Annotated in this window: 20 protein-coding genes and 1 pseudogene; 12 read left to right on the top strand and 9 right to left on the bottom strand. The window is 73.0% G+C overall.

Going from position 1 to position 23,234, the window contains the following annotated elements; translation table 11 throughout:
• The first annotated feature begins 229 nt into the window (after positions 1-229).
• From CTZ28_RS32665 to CTZ28_RS32695, 7 genes are all read left to right on the top strand, one after another.
• Positions 230-1,567, top strand: a complete 1,338-nt coding sequence (locus CTZ28_RS32665) for an ABC transporter substrate-binding protein (RefSeq protein WP_121893336.1) — start codon at positions 230-232, stop codon at positions 1,565-1,567.
• Between the two features lie 10 nt (positions 1,568-1,577).
• A complete protein-coding gene (locus CTZ28_RS32670; protein ID WP_121893337.1) occupies positions 1,578-2,561 on the top strand; it encodes a carbohydrate ABC transporter permease in 984 nt (327 codons plus the stop codon).
• The gene (locus CTZ28_RS32675; RefSeq protein ID WP_121893338.1) at positions 2,558-3,454 is read left to right on the top strand and encodes a carbohydrate ABC transporter permease; all 897 of its coding nucleotides are present in this window, start codon (positions 2,558-2,560) and stop codon (positions 3,452-3,454) included. Before CTZ28_RS32670 ends, CTZ28_RS32675 begins: the two co-directional genes overlap by 4 nt.
• 96 nt (positions 3,455-3,550) lie before the next feature.
• Entirely contained in the window at positions 3,551-3,793 is a 243-nt protein-coding gene (locus CTZ28_RS32680; protein WP_121893339.1) for a hypothetical protein, read from the top strand.
• Complete coding sequence (melA, locus tag CTZ28_RS32685) at positions 3,793-5,121, top strand: alpha-glucosidase/alpha-galactosidase (protein WP_121893340.1); 1,329 nt, start codon at positions 3,793-3,795, stop codon at positions 5,119-5,121. Before CTZ28_RS32680 ends, melA begins: the two co-directional genes overlap by 1 nt.
• Positions 5,122-5,198: 77 nt before the next feature.
• A complete protein-coding gene (locus tag CTZ28_RS32690) occupies positions 5,199-6,500 on the top strand; it encodes a Gfo/Idh/MocA family protein (RefSeq protein ID WP_121893341.1) in 1,302 nt (433 codons plus the stop codon).
• A gap of 171 nt (positions 6,501-6,671) precedes the next feature.
• Positions 6,672-7,250, top strand: a complete 579-nt coding sequence (locus CTZ28_RS32695; RefSeq protein ID WP_121893342.1) for a universal stress protein — start codon at positions 6,672-6,674, stop codon at positions 7,248-7,250.
• 344 nt (positions 7,251-7,594) lie between these two features.
• On the opposite strand, the gene CTZ28_RS32700 is transcribed toward CTZ28_RS32695, so the two are convergent.
• Positions 7,595-9,979 (bottom strand): ATP-binding cassette domain-containing protein, encoded by a 2,385-nt coding sequence (locus CTZ28_RS32700; protein WP_121893343.1) that lies wholly within the window; start codon positions 9,977-9,979, stop codon positions 7,595-7,597.
• 726 nt (positions 9,980-10,705) lie between these two features.
• Here CTZ28_RS32700 and CTZ28_RS32705 point away from each other — a divergent pair.
• From CTZ28_RS32705 to CTZ28_RS32715, 3 genes are all read left to right on the top strand, one after another.
• Positions 10,706-11,161, top strand: a complete 456-nt coding sequence (locus CTZ28_RS32705; RefSeq protein WP_259471921.1) for a helix-turn-helix transcriptional regulator — start codon at positions 10,706-10,708, stop codon at positions 11,159-11,161.
• Positions 11,162-11,171: 10 nt separating this feature from the next.
• Positions 11,172-11,588, top strand: coding sequence for a VOC family protein (locus CTZ28_RS32710; RefSeq protein ID WP_121893345.1), 417 nt, complete (start codon positions 11,172-11,174; stop codon positions 11,586-11,588).
• Positions 11,589-11,731: 143 nt separating this feature from the next.
• Complete coding sequence (locus tag CTZ28_RS32715; protein ID WP_121893346.1) at positions 11,732-12,946, top strand: glycosyltransferase family 39 protein; 1,215 nt, start codon at positions 11,732-11,734, stop codon at positions 12,944-12,946.
• Positions 12,947-13,050: 104 nt separating this feature from the next.
• Here the strand turns inward: CTZ28_RS32715 and katG are convergent, their stop codons facing one another.
• The gene (gene katG / locus CTZ28_RS32720; RefSeq protein WP_121893347.1) at positions 13,051-15,270 is read right to left on the bottom strand and encodes a catalase/peroxidase HPI; all 2,220 of its coding nucleotides are present in this window, start codon (positions 15,268-15,270) and stop codon (positions 13,051-13,053) included.
• A gap of 33 nt (positions 15,271-15,303) precedes the next feature.
• Positions 15,304-15,741: a Fur family transcriptional regulator gene (locus tag CTZ28_RS32725; RefSeq protein ID WP_121893348.1), complete on the bottom strand. Its 438-nt coding sequence runs from the start codon at positions 15,739-15,741 to the stop codon at positions 15,304-15,306.
• A gap of 124 nt (positions 15,742-15,865) precedes the next feature.
• Here CTZ28_RS32725 and CTZ28_RS32730 point away from each other — a divergent pair, with 124 nt between their 5' ends.
• Entirely contained in the window at positions 15,866-16,162 is a 297-nt protein-coding gene (locus tag CTZ28_RS32730) for an SCO0607 family lipoprotein (RefSeq protein WP_121893349.1), read from the top strand.
• A 25-nt stretch (positions 16,163-16,187) separates the two neighbouring features.
• Here CTZ28_RS32730 and CTZ28_RS32735 read toward each other — a convergent pair whose 3' ends face one another.
• Positions 16,188-16,658 carry a TIGR03668 family PPOX class F420-dependent oxidoreductase gene (locus CTZ28_RS32735; RefSeq protein WP_183154699.1) on the bottom strand — a complete coding sequence of 157 codons (471 nt, stop codon included), beginning with the start codon at positions 16,656-16,658 and terminating at the stop codon, positions 16,188-16,190.
• Positions 16,659-16,690: 32 nt separating this feature from the next.
• Positions 16,691-17,332, bottom strand: a complete 642-nt coding sequence (locus CTZ28_RS32740) for a phosphoribosyltransferase (protein WP_121893350.1) — start codon at positions 17,330-17,332, stop codon at positions 16,691-16,693.
• Positions 17,333-17,443: 111 nt separating this feature from the next.
• On the opposite strand from CTZ28_RS32740, the gene CTZ28_RS32745 reads away from it, so the two are divergent.
• On the top strand, positions 17,444-17,884 hold the full coding sequence (locus CTZ28_RS32745) for an SRPBCC family protein (RefSeq protein ID WP_121893351.1): 441 nt from the start codon (positions 17,444-17,446) through the stop codon (positions 17,882-17,884).
• A 22-nt stretch (positions 17,885-17,906) separates the two neighbouring features.
• On the opposite strand, the pseudogene CTZ28_RS32750 reads toward CTZ28_RS32745, so the two are convergent.
• The 4 genes and pseudogenes from CTZ28_RS32750 to CTZ28_RS32765 form a co-directional block, all read right to left on the bottom strand.
• Positions 17,907-19,057, bottom strand: a pseudogene (locus CTZ28_RS32750) (XdhC family protein).
• A 134-nt stretch (positions 19,058-19,191) separates the two neighbouring features.
• On the bottom strand, positions 19,192-21,573 hold the full coding sequence (locus CTZ28_RS32755; protein ID WP_121893352.1) for a xanthine dehydrogenase family protein molybdopterin-binding subunit: 2,382 nt from the start codon (positions 21,571-21,573) through the stop codon (positions 19,192-19,194).
• Positions 21,574-21,575: 2 nt separating this feature from the next.
• Positions 21,576-22,148, bottom strand: a complete 573-nt coding sequence (locus CTZ28_RS32760) for a (2Fe-2S)-binding protein (protein ID WP_121893353.1) — start codon at positions 22,146-22,148, stop codon at positions 21,576-21,578.
• Positions 22,148-23,038 carry an FAD binding domain-containing protein gene (locus tag CTZ28_RS32765; RefSeq protein ID WP_121893354.1) on the bottom strand — a complete coding sequence of 297 codons (891 nt, stop codon included), beginning with the start codon at positions 23,036-23,038 and terminating at the stop codon, positions 22,148-22,150. The genes CTZ28_RS32760 and CTZ28_RS32765 overlap by 1 nt, the downstream gene beginning before the upstream one ends.
• Positions 23,039-23,234: the final 196 nt, after the last annotated feature.

Consider the following 23,234-nt stretch of genomic DNA (forward strand, 5'->3'; position numbering starts at 1 on the left):
TCTCCGGCCGGCGCCGACGGACCGGCGTACCGGCCACCGGGTCCCCCGCCCGGTGGCCGGGGCCGCCTCCTCCCCCACCCCCCACCGCCTGCTCCCCCGCATGAGGGAGCGCGCTCCGGCACACCGTGCGCCCGCCGCGCCGTGCGCCGCCCATCCACACCTTCTGCCGTGCAGGGACGCGCCGCGCGCGACGCGTCTCCCGCACCGCGTACTCATTGGGGGCTTCCACATGAGCGCAGCACATCCACCCGCCGGGACCGGACCGGGGCCGACGCGCCGTACGGTCCTGCGCCGGGGCTCGGCCCTGGCGCTGGGCGCCGCGGCGGCTCCCCTGGCCGGTTGCGGCGCGCAGGCGGACGACGGCATCGGGGCCGACGGACGGGTCACGGTCGAGCTGTGGCACGGGCAGACGGACACCGGCCGCAAGGCGATCGAGGGGCTGGTGTCCGAGTTCAACCGGACCCACCCCGGCATCCGGGTCGACGCCGGCGGCGGCGTGCTCGCCGACGCGATGCTGCAGAAGATCACCGCCGCGCTCGCGTCCGGCTCCTTCCCCGACGTCGCCTACGTCTTCGGCTCCGACCTGGCCAGCGTCGCGCGCAGCCCCTCGGTGGTCGACCTGACCGACACGGTCCGCTCCGGGCCCGTGCCCTGGCAGGACTTCTGGGCGCCCGCACGCGAGGCCGTCACCCTCAACGGGCAGGTGCGCGCGGCGCCCGCGCTGCTCGACTCGCTCGCCGTGGTCTGCAACAAGAAGACCTTCCGTGACGCCGGACTGCCGCTGCCCCGGGCGGGCTGGACCTGGGACGAGTTCGTGGACACGGCCGGGCGGCTCACCGGCCGGCGGCGGGGCGTCTTCGGCACCGGCTGGCCCGGCGTCGGCGACGAGGACACCGTGTGGCGGCTGTGGCCGATGGTGTGGGACCTCGGCGGCGACGTCGTCGGCGAGGGCGGGCGGCGGATCGGGTTCGCGGACGCCGGCGTCAAGGCGCTGGAGACGGTGGCGGAGCTGACGCGGGCGAAGAGCGTCTACGTCGACCCCAAGCCGGGCAGCGAGCAGATGTACCAGGTCTTCGCCTCCGGCCGGATGGGCATGGTCGTCACCGGGCCGTGGCAGCTGCCCGACGTCCGGCAGGCCGGTATCGACTACCACGTCGTCCCGCTGCCCAGCTACAGCGGCCGCCCCGTCACCATCTCCGGTCCTGACACCTGGACCGTGTTCGACAACGGTCCGGCCCGGGTTCGGGCGGCCCGCACGTTCGTGGCCTGGCTGTCCCGCCCCGCGCAGGACGTGCGCTGGGACGTCCAGGCCGGCAGCCTCCCGCTGAGCCGCAGCACCCAGGCCCTCGCGGCGTGGCGGACGCAGGAGTCCCGCACCGAGGGGCTGCGGGTGTTCACCCGGGCCCTCGACTCGGCCCGGGTGCGCCCCGTGCACCCGGCCTATCCGCAGATCTCGCAGGCCCTCGGGCAGGCGATCGCCGCCGTGCTGCTCGGCAGGAGTTCGCCCGCCGCGGCCATGCGCGACTGCGCGGACGAGGCCAACGCCGCCCTGCTCATTCCGCGTTGAGAGGATCACCATGCCCCGCCTGCCCACTCCCCTCACCCTCGCGGACCCCGGCACGGACACGGACACCGGACGAGGCCGGCGTGCCGCGCGCCGCCGGCAGCGCCGGGAGACCACGACCGCCTGGGCGTTCGTCTCCCCGTCCGTCCTGGTCATCCTCGGGCTGAGCGTCGTACCCGTGGCCTGGTCGCTGCTGCTGTCCTTCCAGGCCGACGATCTCGTCACCCCCAGCCGCTGGGTCGGCCCGGACAACTACCGGGCCCTCGTGCAGGACCCGCACTTCAGCCAGGCGGTGCGCAACACCGTGCTGTACACGGTGCTCTACGTCCCGCTGAGCATCGCCCTCGGACTGGCGCTGGCGCTCGCCCTGAACCAGCGCATCCGCCTGGTCGGCCTGTACCGCACGCTCATCTTCGTGCCGTTCGTCGTCTCGGCGACGGCGCAGGGCGTGCTGTTCTCCTTCATCCTCGACCCGGAGTTCGGCGCGGCCAACTCCGTGCTGCACAAGCTCGGCATCTCACCGCAGGGCTTCCTCACCGATCCCGGACAGGCGCTGCTCGCCCTGGTGGCGATCTCCCTGTGGAGCGGCACCGGCTTCTGTGTGGTGGTCACGCTCGCCGCGCTCCAGGACGTACCGCCCTCCCTGGTCGAGGCGGCCCGCCTCGACGGCGCGGGACGACGGCACCTGCTGCGCCACGTCACCCTCCCCGCGCTCGCCCCGGTCCTCACCTTCCTCACGGTGTGGCAGACCATCAACGCCCTCCAGGTCTTCGACCTGGTGTACGTGACGACCAAGGGCGGCCCGCTGGGCTCGACCACGGTCATCGTCTACTTCATCTGGGAACAGGCCTTCAAGAACTTCACGGCCGGCTACGGCGCGGCAGCCGCCTACGCCCTGGCGCTGGCCCTGCTCGTCCTCGGCACGGTCCCCCGGACGGTGCGGGCCGTACGGGGCCGCGCCCGCGCGGACCACCGCCTCGAAGGAGCCGCACGATGACGGCCACATCGCCCTCGCCCTCCGCCCTGCACCCCGCGCCGGCCGCCGCGCGACCGGACCGCCGGCCCTCGCCGCGTCTCCGGCTGCCCTTCCACGCCTGGCACCTGCTGCTCGCGCCGCTGTCCCTGCTGTTCGCGCTGCCGCTGATCTGGGTCGTGCTCAGCTCCGCCATGAGCGACGCCGAGATCAACCGCTTCCCGCCCGCCCTGTGGCCTTCGGGGATCGACCTGGGCGGCTACCGGTACGTCCTCGGCAACGCCATGTTCCCGCGCTGGTTCGCCAACTCGCTGATCGTGTCGCTGGTGGCGGTGGTGTCGAACCTGCTGCTGGGTTCGCTGGGCGGGTACGCCTTCGCCCGGATGCGGTTCGCCGGCTCCCGGCTGCTGCTCGCCCTGATGCTGGGCACGATGGTGATCCCGTTCCAGCTGACGATGATCCCGACGTTCCTGGTGATGAAGCGGCTGGGGCTGATCGACACCCTGGGCGCGCTGATCGTGCCGTCGCTGGTCACCCCGTTCGCGGTGTTCCTGCTGCGCCAGTTCTTCCTCTCCCTGCCCAGGGAATTGGAAGAGGCCGCGTGGCTGGACGGCTGCTCGCGGCTGCGGGTGCTCTTCCGCATCGTGCTGCCGCTGTCCCGGCCCGCGCTGAGCACGGTGGCCGTGCTGACCTTCCTCACCACATGGAACGACCTGTCCTGGCCGCTGATCGCCATCAACCACGACACCCAGTACACGCTCCAGTTGGGCCTGACGACCTTCCAGGGGCAGCACCACACCAAATGGTCCGCGGTCATGGCGGGCAACGTCGTCACCGTCCTGCCCGTCCTGCTCGCCTTCCTGTTCGCGCAGAAGTCGTTCATCCAGTCGATCACGTCCAGCGGTCTCAAGGGATGACCCCGAACGCGCCCCGTCCCACCGCGCCCGCGCCGGCCCGCGGGCCACCGGCACCCGTACGGCCACCACCCGCACCCGCACCTCACAGGAAGCCGCATGGCGCACACCTTCGACCTGCTCGTCATCGAGGACGCCAACCCCGATGCCCGGCTCACCACCAAGCGCTCCGCTGGAATTGCCGCGATGTGCCGTCGGTCGTCCGCGGCATCGTCGTGGCCGGTCGCGCAGTTCCCCGCGCCCCTTCGGAGCGCTGTCGAACCGCAGTGGACTTCACCGGACCTGCTCCCCCGGCTCACCACGGCCGCCGCCGCACTCGCTCGGAACGGAAAGAACCTCTGATGACCCTCACCGCCCCGAAAATCGCGTTCATCGGCGCCGGCAGCGTCGTGTTCACCCAGGGCCTGCTCGCCGACCTGCTGGCCTTCCCCGAACTGCAGGGCGCGCACATCGCGTTGCACGACATCGACGCCGAACGGCTCGCCACCGCCGACGGCGCGGCCCGGCAGATCGCGGACCGCCTCACCGGCGAGGGCGCGCTCCGGCCGCGCGTCACCGCGCACGCCGAGCGCCGCGCCGCCCTGGCGGACGCCGACTTCGTCATCAACATCGTCCAGGTGGGGATGCGCGCCGCCACCCGGACCGACTTCGACGTCCCCGCCCGCTACGGGCTGCGCCAGACCATCGGGGACACCCTCGGCATCGGCGGCATCTTCCGCGCGCTGCGCACCTTCCCGCTGCTGAAGTCGCTGGCCGAGGACATCGCCGAGGTCTGCCCCGACGCCTGGCTGCTCAACTACACCAATCCGATGGCCATGAACGTCCAGTACCTCACCCAGGCCACCGGCCTGACCCGGGTCGTGGGCCTGTGCCACTCGGTGTACTGGACCGTCCATGACCTGGCCGACCTGCTCGGCGTCCCGCACCGGGAGGTCACGTACCGCGCCGCCGGCGTCAACCACCAGGCCTGGGTGCTGCGCCTGGAACACCAGGGCGTCGACCTGTACCCGCGCCTCGACAAGCTGATCGCGGACGACCCCGAACTGCGCCGGCGGGTCCGCGTCGACATGTACCGGCGGCTCGGCTACTACCCGACGGAGACCAGCGAGCACTCCTCCGAGTACGTCCCCTGGTATCTGCACCACGACAGCGAGGTCGAGCGGCTGCGGCTGCCGGTCGGGGCCTACCTCGGCATCGTCGACGAGAACATCGCGGCCTACGAGCACACCCGCGACGCGCTCGCCGAGGGCACCCCGCTCACCGTGGAGGGCACCATGGAGTACGCCCCGCAGATCATCCACAGCATCACCACGGGCACCCCACGCACGGTGTACGGCAACGTCCCCAACCGCGGGCTCATCGACAACCTCCCCGCCACCGGGACCGTCGAAGTGCCCTGCCTCGTCGACGGCCTGGGCGTCCAGCCCACCCGGGTGGGCGCGCTGCCCGCCCAGTGCGCGGCGCTCAACCGCTCGTATCTGAGCATGAACGACCTGGTCGTGCGGGCCGCGCTGGAGGACGACCCGCGGTCGATCCGGCAGGCCGCCATGGCGGACCCGGCCACGGCCGCCGCCCTGCCGGTCGAACGCATCTGGGACCTGTGCGACGACATGGTCCGCGCCCACGCCGAGCTGCTCCAGCCCGCGCTGCGCGCCACCCTCGGGCACTGACCCGCCGGGCGGCGGACCCGCCCCGGTCCGCCGTCCACACGTGCCCCGGCTCTCGCCCCACCCCAGGAGGTACTCCCATGGCCCAGGTGACGCTGGCTCTCGTCGGTGCCGGTCTGCGCGGCATGACCTACGCACGGCACGCGGTGGCCACCGGATCCGCGCGCCTCACCGCCGTCGCCGAACCGGACCCGCGGCGGCGGGCCCGCGCGGCGGCCGAGTTCGGCGTCCCGCCGGAGCGCACCTACCCGGACTGGCGCGCGGCCGTACGGGACGGGCGGCTCGCCGACGCGTGCGTCGTCGCCACCCAGGACCGCGAGCACACCGAGCCGGCCGTCGCGCTGGCCGACCTGGGCCACCACATCCTGCTGGAGAAGCCCATGGCGACCAGCGAGGCGGAGGCCACGGCGATCGCGGAGGCGGCGCGGCGCAACGGGATCCTGCTGGCCGTGTGCCATGTGCTGCGGTACACCCCGTACACCCGCTTCCTCAAGCGGCTGCTGGACGACGGCCGGATCGGGGACGTCGTCAGCGTCCAGCACCTGGAACCGGTCGGCTGGTGGCATCAGGCGCACTCGTTCGTACGCGGCAACTGGCGCCGGCAGGACACCTCGGCGCCGATGCTGCTCACCAAGTCGTGCCACGACATCGACTGGCTGGTCCACCTGTTCGGGCAGCCCCCACGGCGGGTGAGTTCCTTCGGCGGCCTGACGCACTTCCGTCCCGAGTCCGCGCCGGCGGGGGCCGCGGCGCGCTGCGCGGACTGCGCGGTGGAGGCCGGCTGCCCGTACTCGGCCGAGCGGCTCTATCTGGGCTGCCTCGGCGACCCGGAACGGGAGTTCTGGCCGCTGTCGGCCGTGACCGACGACCACACCGAGGCAGGGGTGCGCGAGGCGCTGCGGACCGGGCCGTACGGACGGTGCGTCTACGCGTGCGACAACGACGTCGTGGACCACCAGGTGGTCGCCATGGAGTTCCCCTCGGGCGCCACCTGCTCGTTCACCATGAGCGCCTTCACCCCCATGGAACAGCGGCGCACCCGGATCCTCGGGACGCACGGCTTCCTGGACGGCGACGGCGAGACACTGCGGCTGGTCGACTTCCGCGACGGCTCCGAGCGGGTGGTGGGCCCGTACACCCGCGTACCGGATCCGCACAGCGAGGCCGCGGCCCAGGCGGGACCGAGCGCCCGGGACGGGCACGGCGGCGGGGACGAGGCGCTGACCGAGGCGTTCCTGGCCGCCGTGGCGACCGGCGACGCCTCGCTGCTGCTGTCCGACGCGGCGGAGAGCCTCGCCACCCACCGTGTGGTGTGGGCGGCGGAACGGGCCCGTACCACCGGCACGGTCGTCGAACTCCCGGCGGGACTCGGCGTGGCATGAGGGGCGCGCGCATGAGGAGACCGGTGTCGCGCGGGGCGGGGGCGTCAGGAGGATGCCAAGAACGGGGGTCCGGGGTGGCCGGGGGCCGGGGAGCGGGGGTGTGATGGAGGCGGCCCAAGAGGAGGTTCACCGGCCGGGGCTCCGGCCGGTGGGTGCAGAACGGTGGTTGCGATGTCCGAGTCCCGTCCGCCCTCGGCCGCTCGTGTCGTGGTGGGGGTGAGCGGCTCACCGGGCAGCCGCACCGCCCTGGGCCGGGCCGCCGACGAGGCACGGCGCCGCGGGGCCGAACTCTGGCCGGTGCTGGCCTGGCGGCCGCCCGGCGGGGATCTCTCGAGCCGCAGGTCACCGGCCGCGGCCGTGCTCGCCGAGGACTGGGAACGGCTGGCCGGGGAACGGCTGGAGGCCGCGCTGCGCGCGGTGTTCGGCGAAACGGGCCCGGGGCTGCCCGGACGGGCGCTCGTCGTCCGGGGCGTCCCGGGGCCGGTGCTGGTGCGGACCGCGGACCGGGACACCGACCTCCTCGTGGTCGGCGCCGGGCAGCGCGGGCTGCTGCACCGGGGGCTGTGGCCCTCGGTCGGCCGCCACTGCCTCGCGCACGCCGGCTGCCCCGTCCTCGCGGTGCCGCCCTCCCCGCTGGAGTCGGCGCTGGCGGCCGTGCACCGCCGCAATGCCTGGCGGCTGCGGCTGGACACCGGGCATCTGCAACGGGAGTTCGAGGCCGTACCGCCCGACCGGGGCGCGCCCGGGTAGCCCTCAGCCCGGGGGCACGCGCCGCCCGCCGCCGACAGGGCCGGGTGCCGGTGCGGTGGCGCGGCCCCCGTGCCGCGCCACCGGGCTGCGCCCCGCCTGTCATCCGGGCGCCGGGCGGCCCTGGGCGTGGAGCGCACTCGGCGTGGCGTACAGCGCCCATTGCGGGGGCGTCCGACACCGGGGAGCGTCACGTGCGCGGCTGCGGCGGACCGGCAACCGACCGCCTGCCGCAGCCATCTGACGAGGCGTCACCCGGGAGAGGAATGCTCACCGCAGTGCCGGACACCGCCCGGGTACGGCCCGGCGGCCCCGCCGGAGGGTGTCCCGGCGGGGCCGCGTGGGTGTCAGGCGACGTATGCCGCGAGGTGTTCGCCGGTGCGGGTGGAGCGGGCCGCCACCAGGTCGGCGGGGGTGCCCTCGAAGACGATCCGGCCGCCGTCGTGACCGGCGCCGGGTCCCAGGTCGATGATCCAGTCGGCGTGCGCCATGACCGCCTGGTGGTGCTCGACGACGATCACCGACTTGCCGGAGTCGACGAGCCGGTCGAGCAGGCCGAGCAGCTGCTCGACGTCGGCGAGGTGCAGGCCGGCTGTCGGCTCGTCGAGGACGTAGACGCCGCCCTTCTCCGCCATGTGCGTGGCCAGCTTGAGGCGCTGCCGCTCGCCGCCGGAGAGCGTGGTGAGCGGCTGGCCGAGGGTGAGGTAGCCGAGCCCGACGTCGGCGAGCCGGGTGAGGATCCGGTGCGCGGCCGGGGTGCGTGCCTCGCCCGCGCCGAAGAACTCCTCGGCCTCGGACACCGGCATCGCGAGGACCTCGCTGATGTCACGGCCGCCGAACGTGTACTCCAGGACCGACGGCTGGAACCGCTTGCCCTCGCAGTCCTCGCAGGGCGAGGAGACGCCGGCCATCATCGCCAGGTCGGTGAAGATGACCCCGGCGCCGTTGCAGGCGGGACAGGCGCCCTCGGAGTTGGCACTGAACAGCGCAGGCTTGACGCTATTTGCCTTCGCGAATGCCTTGCGGATCGGTTCGAGCAGCCCGGTGTACGTCGCCGGATTGCTCCGCCGCGACCCGCGGATCGGGCTCTGGTCGACCGAGACCACCCCCTCGTCGGCCGGGATCGAGCCGTGCACCAGCGAACTCTTGCCGGACCCGGCGACGCCGGTGACGACGGTGAGCACACCGAGCGGGACATCGACGTCCACGCCGGTCAGGTTGTTCACCGACGCGCCACGGATCTTCAGCGCGCCGGTGGGCGTGCGCACCGTCCCCTTCAGGGCCGACCGGTCGTCGAGATGGCGGCCGGTGACGGTGTCGGAGCCCCGCAGCCCCTCGACGGTGCCCTCGAAGCAGACGGTGCCGCCCCCCGTGCCGGCGCCCGGACCCAGGTCCACGACATGGTCGGCGATGGCGATCAGCTCCGGCTTGTGCTCCACGACCAGCACGGTGTTGCCCTTGTCGCGCAGCCGCAGCAGCAGGTCGTTCATCCGCTGGACGTCGTGCGGGTGCAGGCCCGCGGTGGGCTCGTCGAAGACATAGGTGACGTCGGTGAGTGCGGAGCCGAGGTGGCGGATCATCTTCACGCGCTGCGCCTCACCGCCGGACAGCGTGCCCGACGGCCGGTCCAGCGCGAGATAGCCGAGGCCGATCTCCACGAACGAGTCCAGGGTGTGCTGGAGCTTCGCCAGCAGCGGGGCCACCGACGGCTCGCCGAGGCCGCGGACCCACTCGGCGAGATCGCGGATCTCCATCACGCAGGCGTCGGCGATGCTGATCCCCTCGATCTTCGAGGACCGGGCGCCCTCGCTCAGCCGGGTGCCGTCGCACTCGGGGCAGACGGCGAAGGTCACCACCCGCTCCACGAACGCCCGGATGTGCGGCTGCAACGCGTCGATGTCCTTCGACAGCATCGACTTCTGGATCCGCGGGATCAGTCCCTCGTACGTGAGGTTGATGCCATCAACCTTGATCTTGGTCGGCTCCTTGTGGAGGAGGTCGTTCAGCTCCCGCTCGGTGAACCTGCGGATCGGTTTGTCCGGGTCGAAGAAGCCACAGCCGCTGAAGATGCGGCCGTACCAGCCGTCCATGCTGTAGCCGGGAATCGTCAGCGCGCCCTCGTTGAGCGACTTGCTGTCGTCGTAGAGCTGGGTCAGGTCGATGTCGGAGACCCGGCCCCGGCCCTCGCAGCGCGGGCACATGCCGCCGGTGCGGCTGAAGGTGGCCTTCTCGGTCCTCTTGGTACCGCGCTCGACGGTGATCGCGCCGCTCGCCTGCACCGAGGGCACGTTGAAGGCGTACGCGCCGGGCGGGCCGATGTGCGGCTCGCCGAGACGGCTGAAGAGGATGCGCAGCATCGCGTTGGCGTCGGTGGCCGTGCCGACCGTGGAGCGCGGGTCGGCTCCCATGCGCTGCTGATCGACGATGATCGCGGTGGTCAGCCCGTCGAGCACGTCGACCTCGGGGCGGGCGAGGGTGGGCATGAAGCCCTGTACGAAGGCGCTGTAGGTCTCGTTGATCAGCCGCTGCGACTCGGCGGCGATCGTGGCGAACACCAGTGAGCTCTTGCCCGAGCCGGACACCCCGGTGAACACCGTCAGCCGGCGCTTCGGGATCTCGACGCTGACGTCCTTGAGGTTGTTCTCGCGCGCGCCGTGCACGCGGATCAGCTCGTGGCTGTCGGCGGCGTGCGACGCGGGCGCCTGCGGGTCCGTCCTCGGGGCCTTGCTCATCGTCTCTCCCTCTGTGGGCTGGGCCGCCGTCGCGGTCCGCGTCGGCGTGGTCGGGGCGGGCGCGGCAACGGTCCGCCGGTGACCGGGGCTGATCAGGGTTCGGCCGGGGCTGCGCGATGCCCCTCCGACGCCGCCCGGGCGCGCTCGGCGCGGGAGCCGAGGCCCTCCGTCGGGAGGTGACCGGACGCGGTGTGCGGGTGGGCGTGGCCGAGCCAGGACCGACCTCGGCGGAGAGGGGACCGGCTCCGGGCGCTGCCGACCCGGGGCGCGGCGCGGGGCCGCCTGGCTGCGGTCAGAGAATAGCCCGCCCCCTCGCCGGCGTGGCTACCCCCTTTTTTCTCGGCTGCGTCACGGGCCGTCAGGCCCCCCTGGCCGGTCCGGCGGCACCGGGTCCAACGACGACTGCCACGGCACGACCGTCGAAGCCGCCCGGGCCCCGCGTCCCACCGACGGGCAGCCCGGCACCACGTGCCACGACAGCTGGCGCCACCACCGGGACACCACCGACCCCGCCGCCCCGCACCTCGGCCTCCAGGCATCGGCCGCCCAGGTCGACAACCACCCGCCACCCCGCCGGTCCGGCGGCTCCCGAGCCCCGCGTCCCACCGACGGACAGCCCGGTACCTCGATGTTCGGAAATCGGCCGCTCAGGTCGGTGACCGCCCGGCGCCGGGCGGTACGGCGGCTGCGGTGGCGTTGTCGGTGGCCCGTGCGATGCTGGTTTGCGTGACGCTCGAGGACCTGGTGAGACTGCGCCGCGCACGGGACGTGATGGATCGCGACTACGCCCGCCCGCTGGACGTGCCCGCGCTGGCCGCCGTCGCCCTCATGTCGCCCGGGCACTTCTCCCGCAGCTTCCGCGCCGCCTTCGGCGAGACGCCGTACAGCTACCTGATGACCCGCCGTATCGAGCGTGCCAAGGCGCTGCTGCGGCGGGGCGACCTGAGCGTGACGGAGGTCTGCTTCGAGGTGGGGTGTACGTCACTGGGGTCGTTCAGCTCGCGCTTCACGGAGCTGGTCGGCGAGAGCCCGAGCGCGTACCGGGCCCGCCGGCACGAGGAGGGCGCCGCGATCCCGGCGTGCGTGGCCAAGGTCTTCACGCGACCGGTCAGAGCCGGCCGGCCGGGCGCGAGCGGGCGACCGGTCAGGATCGGAGAAGCGGATCCGGCCGCCGCCTCGTAGCGTCGACGGCATGAACATCAAGCTCTCGCAGTGCTTCATCGCAGTCGACGACCATGACAAGGCGCTCACCTTCTACCGGGACGTCCTCGGCCTGGAGGTGCGCAACGACGTCGCCTTCGAGGGGATGCGCTGGGTGACCGTCGGATCGCCCGCGCAGCCGGACGTGGAGATCGTCCTCGAACCGCCGCTCGCCGACCCCAACGCCTCGCCGGCCGACCGGCAGGCCATGGCCGAGCTCCTGGCCAAGGGCCTGCTGCGCGGTGTGATCTTCTCCACCGACGATGTCGACGCGGTCTTCGAGCGGATCCGGGCGGCCGGCGGCGAGGTCCTCCAGGAGCCGATCGACCAGCCCTACGGCGTCCGGGACTGCGCCTTCCGCGACCCGGCGGGCAACATGCTCCGCTTCAACCAGCCCCGCACTCGCTGACCCCCCGCCCGTTCTCAGGGGCGTCCCGCACCGAAGGCTCTGCGGGGGACTCCCGTCGGGGGCTCCCTCCGGCGACGTAAACGGCGGGTGAGAAGGGCGGAGTCCCGATTGCGTGCGGGGCGGGGCGTGCCCAAGGTCGAAGAGTGAGCACGCCCTCCGCACCGCTGCCCGAACCCGCCGTGCCGTACCCGTCCGTGCGGCGTCCCGCTCCCCGCCGGGCGCTGCGGCCGTGGCACCCGGCTCCGGCCGGTGTGCTCCCGGCCCTCGCCCTGTTCGTGGCCGTCCGCGCCGCCGGTGTCGTCGCGGTCGTCGTGACGAGCCGGCTGTACGGCCGGCCGCTCACCAAGAACCTCGCCCACTCCTGGGACTCCAACTGGTACCTGCATATCGCCACGCACGGCTACGGACACCTGATCTGGATCACTCCCACGGGCGACGTGCAGACCGACTGGGCGTTCTTCCCGCTGTATCCGACCCTGATCCGGGCGCTCACGGCCGTGCTGCCCCTCTCCCCCGCCGGGGCCGGCCTGCTGATCGCCTGGTGCGCGGCGGCCGTGGCCGCCTGGGGGATCTATGCCGTCGGCCACCGTCTGTACGGGCGGGCGGTCGCCACCGCGCTGGTGGCGCTGTGGGCCTCGCTGCCGCACTCGGTCGTCCTCACGCTCGCCTACACCGAGCCGCTGTTCGCCGCGCTCGCGGCCTGGTGTCTGTACGCCGTGCTCAAGGACCGCTGGCTGACGGCCGGTGTGCTCGCGGCCCTGGCCGGGCTGTCACGGCCGAGCGGCATCGCGGCGGCCGTGGCCGTCGTCGCGGCGGCCGGGTACGCGATCGTGCGGCGCCGCGGCCGGGCGCCGGCCGGGCTGTGGGCGGGCGCCGTCCTCGCCCCGCTGGGCTGGGCGGGCTATGTGCTGTGGGTGGGGTGGCGTACCGGGGACCTGCTGCACGGCTACTTCCGGGTGCAGAGCGCCTGGAGTTCGCGCCTCGACTTCGGGATGGGCGCCCTGCGCTTCCTCAAGGCGCTGTTCCTGCACGGCGGCGGGGTCGTCTACCCGCTGGCCCTGGTGGTGGTGGGCGCCGGGATCCTGCTGTTCGGCCTGCTGTGTCTGGAGCGCGCCCCGCTGCCGCTGGTGGTGTTCGCGGGCACCCTGCTCCTGCTGGTGGTGGCGGTGTCGGGGCCGTTCGCGTCCAAGCCCCGTTTTCTGCTGCCCGCGTTCCCGCTCCTCGTGCCCCTCGCCCTGGCGCTCGTGCGGACCTGGCGCGCGAAGCGGGCGAGGGCGCTGCTGCTGGGCGGGGCGCTGACGGCCGTGTCGCTCGCGTACGGGACGTTCGTGGTGGCGGTCGCGCGTCAGCCCCTGTGACCCGCGGTCCCGGCGCGGCGGTGGCGGTTAAAACGAATACAAACACAGACAGACGTCCGGGCCGGCCACCGTGGGCCGGCCCGGACGTCCGAGCGTGCGAGCGGTCAGACGAGGTCGAACCGGTCGAGGTTCATGACCTTCGTCCAGGCCGCGACGAAGTCCGTCACGAACTTCTCCGCGGCGTCGTCGCTCGCGTAGACCTCGGCGAGCGCCCGCAGTTCGGAGTTGGAGCCGAACACGAGGTCGGCGCGGCTGCCGGTCCACCTGACCGCGCCGGTGGCGTCCCGGCCCTCGAAGGTGGTCCGGTCCTCCGAGGTCGCCTTCCACGTCGTGCCCAGGTCGAGCAGGTTGACGAAGAAGTCGTTGGTGAGGGTGCCGGGGGCGTCGGTGAGGACGCCGAGCTTCGTGTTGTCGTGGTTCGCGCCCAGGACGCGCAGACCGCCGACGAGGACCGTCAGCTCGGGGGCGCTCAGGGTGAGCAGGTTCGCCCGGTCGAGCAGCAGGTACTCGGCGGGCAGCCGGTTGCTCTTGCCGAGGTAGTTGCGGAACCCGTCGGCGGCCGGCTCCAGCGCGGCGAACGACTCCGCGTCGGTGTGCTCGTCCGTCGCGTCGACGCGGCCCGGGGTGAAGGGGACCTCGACGTCATGACCGGCGTCCTTGGCGGCCCGCTCCACGGCGGCGCTGCCGCCGAGCACGATCAGGTCGGCCAGCGAGACCTTCTTGGCGCCCGAGTCGAACTCCTGCTGGATGCCTTCCAGGGTGCGCAGCACGGTCGCCAGCTCGTCCGGGTTGTTCACCTCCCAGCCGCTCTGCGGCTGCAGGCGGATACGGGCGCCGTTGGCGCCGCCGCGCTTGTCGCTGCCGCGGAAGGTCGACGCCGAGGCCCACGCGGTGGAGACGAGCTGCGCGACCGTCAGGCCCGAGTCGAGCAGCTTGGCCTTGAGCGCGGCGATGTCGGCGGCGTGGATGGCCGCGCCCTCGGCGGCCGGCAGCGGGTCCTGCCACGGCAGGGTCTCCGCGGGCACCTCCGGGCCGAGGAACAGCGACTTCGGGCCCAGGTCACGGTGGGTCAGCTTGTACCAGGCCCGGGCGAAGGCGTCCGCGAACTCCGCGGGGTTCTCGTGGAAGCGGCGGGAGATCGGCTCGTAGACCGGGTCGAAGCGCAGTGCCAGGTCGGTGGTGAGCATCGCCGGGGCGATCTTCTTCGACGGGTCGTGGGCGGCGGGCACCGTGCCCTCGCCCGCGCCGTCCTTCGGCTTCCACTGCTTGGCGCCGGCCGGGCTCTCGGTCAGCTCCCACTCGTAGCCGAAGAGGTTGTCGAAGAAGCCGTTGCTCCACCGGGTGGGGGTGCTGGTCCAGGTGACCTCAAGGCCGGAGGTGATGGTGTCCGCGCCCTTGCCGGTGCCGTAGCCGCTCTTCCAGCCGAGGCCCTGCTCCTCCAGCGGGGCGGCCTCGGGGTCGGGGCCGACAGCGTCCGCCGGGCCGGCGCCGTGGGTCTTGCCGAAGGTGTGGCCGCCGGCGATCAGGGCGACGGTCTCCTCGTCGTTCATCGCCATACGGCGGAACGTCTCGCGGATGTCGCGGGCCGCGGCGATCGGGTCCGGGGTGCCGTTGGGGCCCTCCGGGTTGACGTAGATGAGGCCCATCTGGACCGCGCCGAGCGGGTTCTCCAGCTCGCGGTCGCCGGTGTAGCGCTCGTCGCCGAGCCAGGTGGTCTCGGGACCCCAGTAGACGTCCTCCTCCGACTCCCAGACGTCCGCCCGGCCGCCGCCGAAGCCGAAGGTCTCGAAGCCCATGGACTCCAGGGCCACGTTGCCGGCGAGGATCAGCAGGTCGGCCCAGGACAGGCTCTGGCCGTACTTCTTCTTGACCGGCCACAGCAGACGGCGGGCCTTGTCCAGGTTGGCGTTGTCCGGCCAGCTGTTGAGCGGGGCGAAGCGCTGCTGGCCGGCGCCGGCGCCGCCGCGGCCGTCGCTGATCCGGTAGGTGCCGGCGCTGTGCCAGGCCATGCGGATGACGAACGGGCCGTAGTGGCCGAAGTCGGCGGGCCACCAGTCCTGTGAGGTCGTCAGCACGTCCTCGATGTCCCGCTTGACGGCCGGGAGATCGAGGGACTTGAAGGCCTCGGCGTAGTCGAACTCCTCACCGAGCGGGTTGGCCACGGCGGGGTTCTTCGCAAGGATCTTCAGATTGAGCCGCTCCGGCCACCACTGGCGGTTGCCGCCGCCCTGCGTCGGGTGCGGGGCGCGATCGTGCGCGACCGGGCAGCCGCCTGTCTCCTCCGTTTTCGCGTCAGTGACGATTGCCTCATGGTTCTCGGACATTGAAATCCTTCCGGACTGGGCGGATCTTGGTGCTCAGGAACTGCGGGCGGTGGAACAAGCGGGGCACAGGCCCCAGTAGATGACCTCGGCCTCGTCGATGACGTAGCCGTGGTCGTCGGAGGCGGTCAGGCAGGGGGCGTCGCCGACCGCGCAGTCGACGTCGGCGACGGCACCGCACGACCGGCAGATGACGTGGTGGTGGTTGTCGCCGATGCGGCCCTCGAACCGGGCGGGGCTGCCTGCCGGTTCGATACGGCGTATGAGTCCGGCCGCGGTGAGGGCGTGCAGGCCCTCGTACACGGCCTGGAGGGAGATGTGGCCGACGCGCTCGCGCACCCCGGAGGCGATGGCCTCGACGCCGAGGTGGTCGCCGCGCCGGACGGTGTCGAGCAGGGCGACACGGGCGGCCGTCACACGCAGACCGGCACCGCGCAGCTCGTCGGCGGCGGTCGGAGGCTGGGCTGCGGTCATGGCGGCCAACCTACCGCCCCAAACACGAATGCTTCAAGAAAACGAGCGGTACAGGTTTTATAGAGTCGGTCATGTCCCGGAGGCCGGCCGAGACGGCCCTCCCGCACGTGTTTCAAGGAGAGAGATGTTACGTTTCCGCCCCCTTCCTCTTGCCGCGCTGGTGGCCACGGCGCTGGCCGCCGTGATGCTGACCGGCTGCTCGATGGACGAAGCGGTCTGCGGTGGCGGCGAGTACCCCGTCCAGGCCGTGGGCAGCACCGGCAGCGCCTGCGCGCCCAAGGGCGAGGACCCGCCGAAGGGCTACGTCCGCTACCCCGAGGGCAAGGTCCCCAAGACGGTCGACGACAAGTGGGAGCGGTACTGGAACACCCATGTGATCGACGAGAACGGCACCGTCAGGAAGGCCGAGGAAGGCGAGTAGGCAGGGCACGGCACCCGGCGGGGCGTCAGGCCTCGGGGCCCGCTCGCCAGCCGGTCCAGCGCAGGACAGTGACGGCCACGACCGGGCCGGCCGGCGGACGGTCGCGGTACTGGGGGTACTTGTCGCGCAGCCGGCCGAGTGCGGCCCGGCACTCGGCCCGCGCGGCGGGTTCGGCGGCGTCGGACCGCAGGATGCGGGCCTCGCCGTCGGCCCGGATCCACCACAGCCGGCCCCAGTCCTCGCCGTACACGTCGGCCAGCAGGCACACGGCGGGGTGGGCGGCGATGTTGCGCAGCCGCTTCAGCCGGGTCGTGGTCTTCGGCTTGCCGTCCACGGCCGTGACGATGCCGTCGGCGCCGTGCCCGCCCGGCCCGGCCGCGATCGCGAACACGACGGGCACCAGATGGGGGCGGCCCGCCTCGTCGACCGTCGCGAGCCGTGCCACCCGGGCGGCGGCGAACCGCCGTCGCGCCTCGTCGGCGGGCATCTCCGGCACCGTGGGCCTCCTTCGTTCCCGTGGGCGGCGCGTCAGTTCCGGCGCAGCGCGTCGATCACGTCGTCGTCGGTGAGCTGTCCGAACTCGTCGTACCACTGGCCGACCGAGCTGAAGGAGGGGGGCGCGTACAGGCAGACGATGTCGTCCGCCTCATGGCGCAGGGCGTCGAGCGACTCGGGCGCGCCGACGGGGACGGCGAGGACGAGGCGCGCGGGCGCCTGGCGGCGCACATGGCGCAGGGCGGCGCGCGCGGTGGAGCCGGTGGCCAGCCCGTCGTCGACGACGATCACCGTGCGGCCCGTCAGTCCGGGCGGCGGGCGGCCCTCGCGGTAGCGCCGCTCACGGCGGTGTAGTTCGGTCCGTTCCCGTGCCACCGTGGGGGCGAGGCGCTTCTCGCTCAGGCCGAGCCGCTCCAGGCTGTACGCGTCGTAGAGGGGCGGATCGTCGCCCGCGATCGCGCCGATGCCGAACTCCTCGTGGTGCGGGGCGCCGATCTTGCGGACGAGCAGGACGTCCAGCGGGGCGCCGAGGGCGCGCGCGATCTCCGCGGCCACCGTGACGCCGCCGCGCGGCAGGGCCAGCACGACGGGGTCCGGCAGGCCGCCCTGCTCGCGCAGTACGGTCAGCCGCCCGGCGAGTTCCCGTCCGGCCTGGCTCCGGTTCTGGAACCGCATGGTCCGTCCTCTCCGCCGGAGGTGGCTCCCCTCTCCTCCCATGGTGGTACGACGACCCCACCGGGGCTATACACACCCTGTTCCGGACGGTCGGTTCCCTAAGATCGTCGCGTGGCCGACTTCCTTCTCCAGCGCACGGCACCGCTTCCCGTCGACGAGGCGTGGCGTCGGCTCACTCAGTGGCCCCGGCACGGCGACGCGGTGCCGCTGACCCGCGTCGCCGTGGTCACCGGTCCGCCGACCCGGGTGGGCACGCGCATCGTGGCCCGCACGGGCATCGGGCCGTTCGCCTTCGACGATCCGATGGAGGTCACGGTGTGGTGCCCGCCGGCCGACGGCGAGCCCGGCCTCGTCCATCTGGCCAAGCGGGGCCGGGTGGTCCTCGGCTGGGCCGAACTGGAGGTCCGCCCGGGCCCCGGCGGCCGCACCCGGGTGCTGTGGCGGGAGGACCTGCGGATCCGCGGACTCCCGCCGCTCTTCGACCCGTTGCTGACCCGAGCCGCCCGAGCCGTCTTCGGCCGGGCGGTCAACTCCCTGCTCAGAAGGGCCTGACGAGCCCCGCCGCGGGACCGGGTCAGGCCACGGAGCCGATCCGGTGGGGTGGGGGCGCGGCGGGGTCGTGGTGGATCGGGGTGTGGGCCCCGGTGGGGCGGCACCGGTGCCGCCGCGGCGGTGCGCGACGATCTCCGACGCGATCGACAGGGCCGTCTCCTCGGGCGTGCGGGCGCCGAGGTCGAGGCCGATCGGTGAGCGCAGCCGGGCCAGTTCGAGTTCGGAGACGCCGGCCTCGCGCAGCCGCTCGGTACGGTCCCGATGGGTGCGGCGGGAGCCCATCGCGCCGACGTACGCGACCGGCAGGCGCAGCGCCAGCCGAAGGAGCGGAATGTCGAACTTGGCGTCATGGGTGAGGACACACAGCACGGTCCGGCCGTCGACGCCGGTGCGCTCCAGATACCGGTGCGGCCACTCCACGACGATCTCGTCGGCCTCCGGGAACCGGGCCCTCGTCGTGAAGACGGGTCGGGCGTCGCACACCGTCACGTGGTAGCCGAGGAATTTGCCGATCCGCACCAGCGCCGACGCGAAGTCGATCGCCCCGAAGACGATCATCCGCGGCGGCGGCACGGACGACTCGACCAGGACGGTGAGCGGCGCCCCGCAGCGGGAGCCCCGCTCGCCGGTCTGCAGGGTGCCGGTGCGGCCCGCGTCCAGGAAGGCACGGGTCTCGGCGGCGACGGTGCGGTCCAGTGCCGGGTGGCCGCCGAAGCCGCCCTCGACGGTGCCGTCGGCGCGCACCAGCAGCGCCCGGCCGGTCGGCCCGGCCGGGCCCGCGACGATCCGCGCGAGCGCCGCCGCCTCCCCGCGCGCGGCGGCGGCCAGCGCGGCGGCGACCACCGGGCGGGCGGGATCGGCCGCCCGCACCGGTGTGACGAGGACGTCGATGACGCCGCCGCAGGTCAGGCCGGTGGCGAAGGCGTCCGCGTCGCTGTAGCCGAAGCGTTCGAGAACGGTCTCGCCGTCCTGGAGCGCCTGGCGGCACAGCTCGTAGACGGCGCTCTCCACACAGCCGCCGGAGACCGAGCCGATCGCGGTGCCGTCGGCGTCCACCGCGAGGGCGGCACCGGGCAGTCGCGGCGCGCTGCCGCCGACCGCCACCACCGTGGCCACGGCGGCGTCCCGGCCCCGCTCGACCCACCGGTTCAGCTCGTCGGCGATGTCCAGCATGTCTCGGTCTCCTCACGGCCATCGGATGAAGGGCGCAGCCGGACCGCGCCCCCAAAGGGGCGCGAGGAACTGCGCGACCAGCCACGATCCGGGCCGCAGCCGAACGACGGCACAGCCCGGCCGACCCAGCGGAGCTATGCCGTGCCGGTGAGGTGTTCCGGCCGGACCGGCGTCCTGTTCAGCTCCAGCCCGGTCGCGTCCCGGATCGCCGCGAGGACGGCCGGCGTCGAGGACAGGGTGGGGGCCTCGCCGACCCCGCGCAGCCCGTACGGCGCGTGGTCGTCGGCGAGTTCGAGCACGTCGACGGGGATGGTCGGCGTGTCGAGGATGGTGGGGATCAGGTAGTCCGTGAAGGACGGGTTCCTGACCTTCGCCGTCCTCGGGTCGACGATGATCTCCTCCATCACCGCGATGCCCAGGCCCTGCGTGGTGCCGCCCTGGATCTGGCCGACGACCGACAGCGGGTTGAGCGCCTTGCCGACGTCCTGGGCGCAGGCCAGCTCGACGACCTTGACCAGGCCCAGTTCGGTGTCGACCTCGACGACGGCGCGGTGCGCGGCGAAGGAGTACTGCACATGGCCGTTGCCCTGGCCGGTGCGCAGGTCGAAGGGCTCGGTGGGCCGGTGCCGCCACTCCGCCTCGACCTCGACGGCCTCGCCCTCCAGGACATCCACCAGATCGGCGAGCACCTCGCCGCCGTCGGTGACGACCTTGCCGCCCTCCAGCAGCAGTTCGGCCGTGGCCCAGGCGGGGTGGTACGTGCCGAACCGGCGGCGCCCCAGTTCCAGGACCCGCTCGCGCACCAGCTCGCAGGCGTTCTTGACGGCGCCGCCGGTGACGTACGTCTGCCGGGATGCCGAGGTTGAACCGGCGCTGCCCACCTGCGTGTCGGCGGGGTGGATGGTCACCTGGGCGACGCCCAGCTCGGTGCGGGCGATCTGCGCGTGGACGGTGACGCCGCCCTGGCCGACCTCCGCCATCGCCGTGTGCACGGTGGCCACCGGCCGGCCGCCGACGACCTCCATCCGGACCTTGGCGGTCGAGTAGTCGTCGAAGCCCTCGGAGAAGCCGACGTTCTTGATGCCGACCGCATAGCCGACACCGCGTACGACGCCTTCTCCGTGGGTGGTGTTGGACAGGCCGCCGGGCAGCTGCCGTACGTCGGCGCCCTCGCTGGACTCCCACTGGCGCTCCGGTGGCATGGGCATCGCCTTGACGCGGCGCAGCAGTTCGGCGACCGGGGCCGGCGAGTCGACCCGCTGGCCCGTCGGCATGACCGTGCCCTGTTCCATCGCGTTCAGCTGACGGAACTCGACCCTGTCCATGCCGAGGCGGTCGGCGACCTTGTCCATCTGCGCCTCGTACGCGAAGCACGCCTGGACCGCGCCGAAGCCGCGCATCGCGCCGCACGGCGGGTTGTTGGTGTAGAGGGCGACGGCCTCGATCTCGACGTCGTCGACGGCGTACGGGCCGATGCCGAGGGAGGCGGCGTTGCCGACGACGGCCGGGGAGGCGGAGGCGTAGGCGCCGCCGTCGAGCACGATGCGGCACTTCACATGGGTGAGCTTGCCGTCCTTCGTGGCGCCGTGCTCGTAGTGCAGCCGGGCCGGGTGGCGGTGGACATGCCCGAAGAAGGACTCGAAGCGGTTGTAGACGATCTTGACCGGTCTGCCGGTGCGGAGCGCCAGCAGGCAGGCGTGGATCTGCATCGACAGGTCCTCGCGTCCGCCGAACGCGCCGCCCACGCCGGACAGCGTCATCCGGACCTTGTCCTCGGGCAGGCCGAGCACGGGCGCGATCTGGCGCAGGTCGGAGTGGAGCCACTGGGTGGCCACGTAGAGGTGGACGCCGCCGTCCTCCTCCGGTACGGCGAGGCCCGACTCGGGGCCGAGGAAGGCCTGGTCCTGCATCCCGAAGGTGTAGTCGCCCGCGACGACGACGTCGGCCTTCTTCGCGGCCTCCGTCACATCGCCGCGGACGATCGGCTGGCGGTGGACGATGTTCGGGTGCGCGACGTGCCCGATGTGGGAGTCGGTGCGGTTCTCGTGGACGAGGAGCGCGTCCGGGGCGGTCGCGGAGGCCTCGTCGGTGATGACGGGCAGCTCGCGGTAGTCGACCTTGATCTTGGCCGCGGCGCGGCGCGCGGTCTCCGGGTGGTCGGCGGCGATGACCGCGACCGGCTCGCCGTGGTGGCGCACCTTGCCGTGGGCCAGCACGGGGGTGTCCTGGATCTCCAGGCCGTAGTGCTTCACGTCGGCCGGCAGATCGTCGTACGTCAGCACGGCATGGACGCCCGGTATGGCCAGGGCCTCGCTCGTGTCGATCGACACGATCTCGGCGTGCGCGACCGTGGAGCGCAGGATCTGGCCCCAGAGCATGTCCTCGTGCCACATGTCGGACGCGTAGGCGAACTCTCCGGTGACCTTGAGGATGCCGTCGGGACGGAGCGTGGACTCGCCGATGCCGCCCTTGGTCGGAGTGCCCTGCGTGATCTTGGTGGGAGCGCCGTTGGGCATGGTCAGACCCCCTCGGACTGCCGGGCGGCGGCGAGCCGGACCGCGTCCATGATCTTCTCGTAGCCGGTGCAGCGGCACAGGTTGCCCGACAGCGCCTCGCGGATGTCCGCGTCGGTCGGATCGGGGTTGCGCTCCAGCATCTCGTCGGCGGCGACCAGCAGACCGGGGGTGCAGAAGCCGCACTGGACGGCGCCCGCGTCGATGAACGCCTGCTGGACCGGGGAGAGCCCGGTGCCCTCGCCGGTCCGCGCGCCGGTACCGTTCGCCTGCCGGCGCCGGGCCCCGTCGAGCGACGTGCCGCGGGCGGGCGCCTCGCCCGACCGCTGCTCGGCGTGGTCCGCGAGGCCCTCGACGGTGACCACCTCGCGGCCCTCGACCTGACCGGCGGCGACCAGGCACGCGCACACCGGCACGCCGTCCAGGCGGACCGTGCACGAGCCGCACTCGCCCTGCTCGCAGGCGTTCTTGGAGCCGGGCAGGCCGAGGCGTTCCCTGAGCACGTACAGCAGGGACTCGCCCTCCCAGACGTCGTCGGCCTCCTGGGGCCGCCCGTTGACGGTGAAGGTGACGCGCATCAGGCAGCTCCCTCGGTGGTGCGGCGGGCGCCGCGGTACGACTCCCAGGTCCAGGTGAGCGTCCGGCGGGCCATGACGCCGACCGCGTGGCGGCGGTAGCTCGCGGTGCCCCGGACGTCGTCGATCGGGTTGCACGCGGCGGCGCACAGGTCCGCGAACCGCTTGGCGACCGACGGGGTGACGGCCTTGCCGTTGTCCCAGAAGCCGCCCTCGTCGAGCGCCGCGTTCAGGAAGTCCTCGGCGGTCCTGGCGCGCACCGGGGTGGGCGCGGCCGAGCCGATGCCGGTGCGGACGGTCCGGGTCTCGGGGTGCAGTGCCAGCCCGAAGGCGCACACGGCGATGACCATGGCGTTGCGGGTGCCGACCTTGGAGAACTGCTGCGGCCCGTCGGCCTTCTTGATCCGCACCGCGCGGATCAGCTCGTCCGCGGCGAGGGCGTTGCGCTTCACGCCGGTGTAGAAGTCGTCGATCGGGATCAGCCGGGTGCCGCGCACGGACTCGGCCTCGACCTCGGCGCCCGCGGCGAGCAGCGCAGGGTGGGCGTCCCCGGCCGGGGAGGCGGTGCCGAGGTTGCCGCCGACGCCGCCGCGGTTGCGGATCTGCGGGGAGGCGACCGTGTGCGAGGCGAGCGCGAGGCCGGGCAGTTCGGCGCGGAGGTGCTCCATGATCCTGGTGTACGGGACGGAGGCGCCCAGCCGCACGGTGTCCGCGCCGACCTCCCACTCGTAGAGATCACCGATCCGGTTGAGGTCGAGGAGGTACTCGGGCCGCCGGTGGTCGAAGTTGATCTCGACCATCACATCGGTGCCACCCGCGATCGGCACAGCGGTGGGGTGCTCCGCCTTCGCGGCGAGCGCCTCGTCCCAGCTGGCGGGGCGAAGGAAGTCCATGACCGGCTCTCTTCTTCGTCGTCGTGCGGGGCGTACAGATTGAGCCAATCCGTGTGCGGCGGGCCCGGCTCGTTCATGAGCTGTTTACGCGCAGCGGGGTCAGTACACAGGGCTGTGCTCCGAGCGGGTCAGTCACCGAAACCATGAAGGAGTTGGCTGGCCAGGACGGGCATCTTGTAGATTCGTATGAACGGAG

This window comes from Streptomyces shenzhenensis, assembly GCF_003688995.1.
Lineage (GTDB): Bacteria > Actinomycetota > Actinomycetes > Streptomycetales > Streptomycetaceae > Streptomyces > Streptomyces shenzhenensis_A.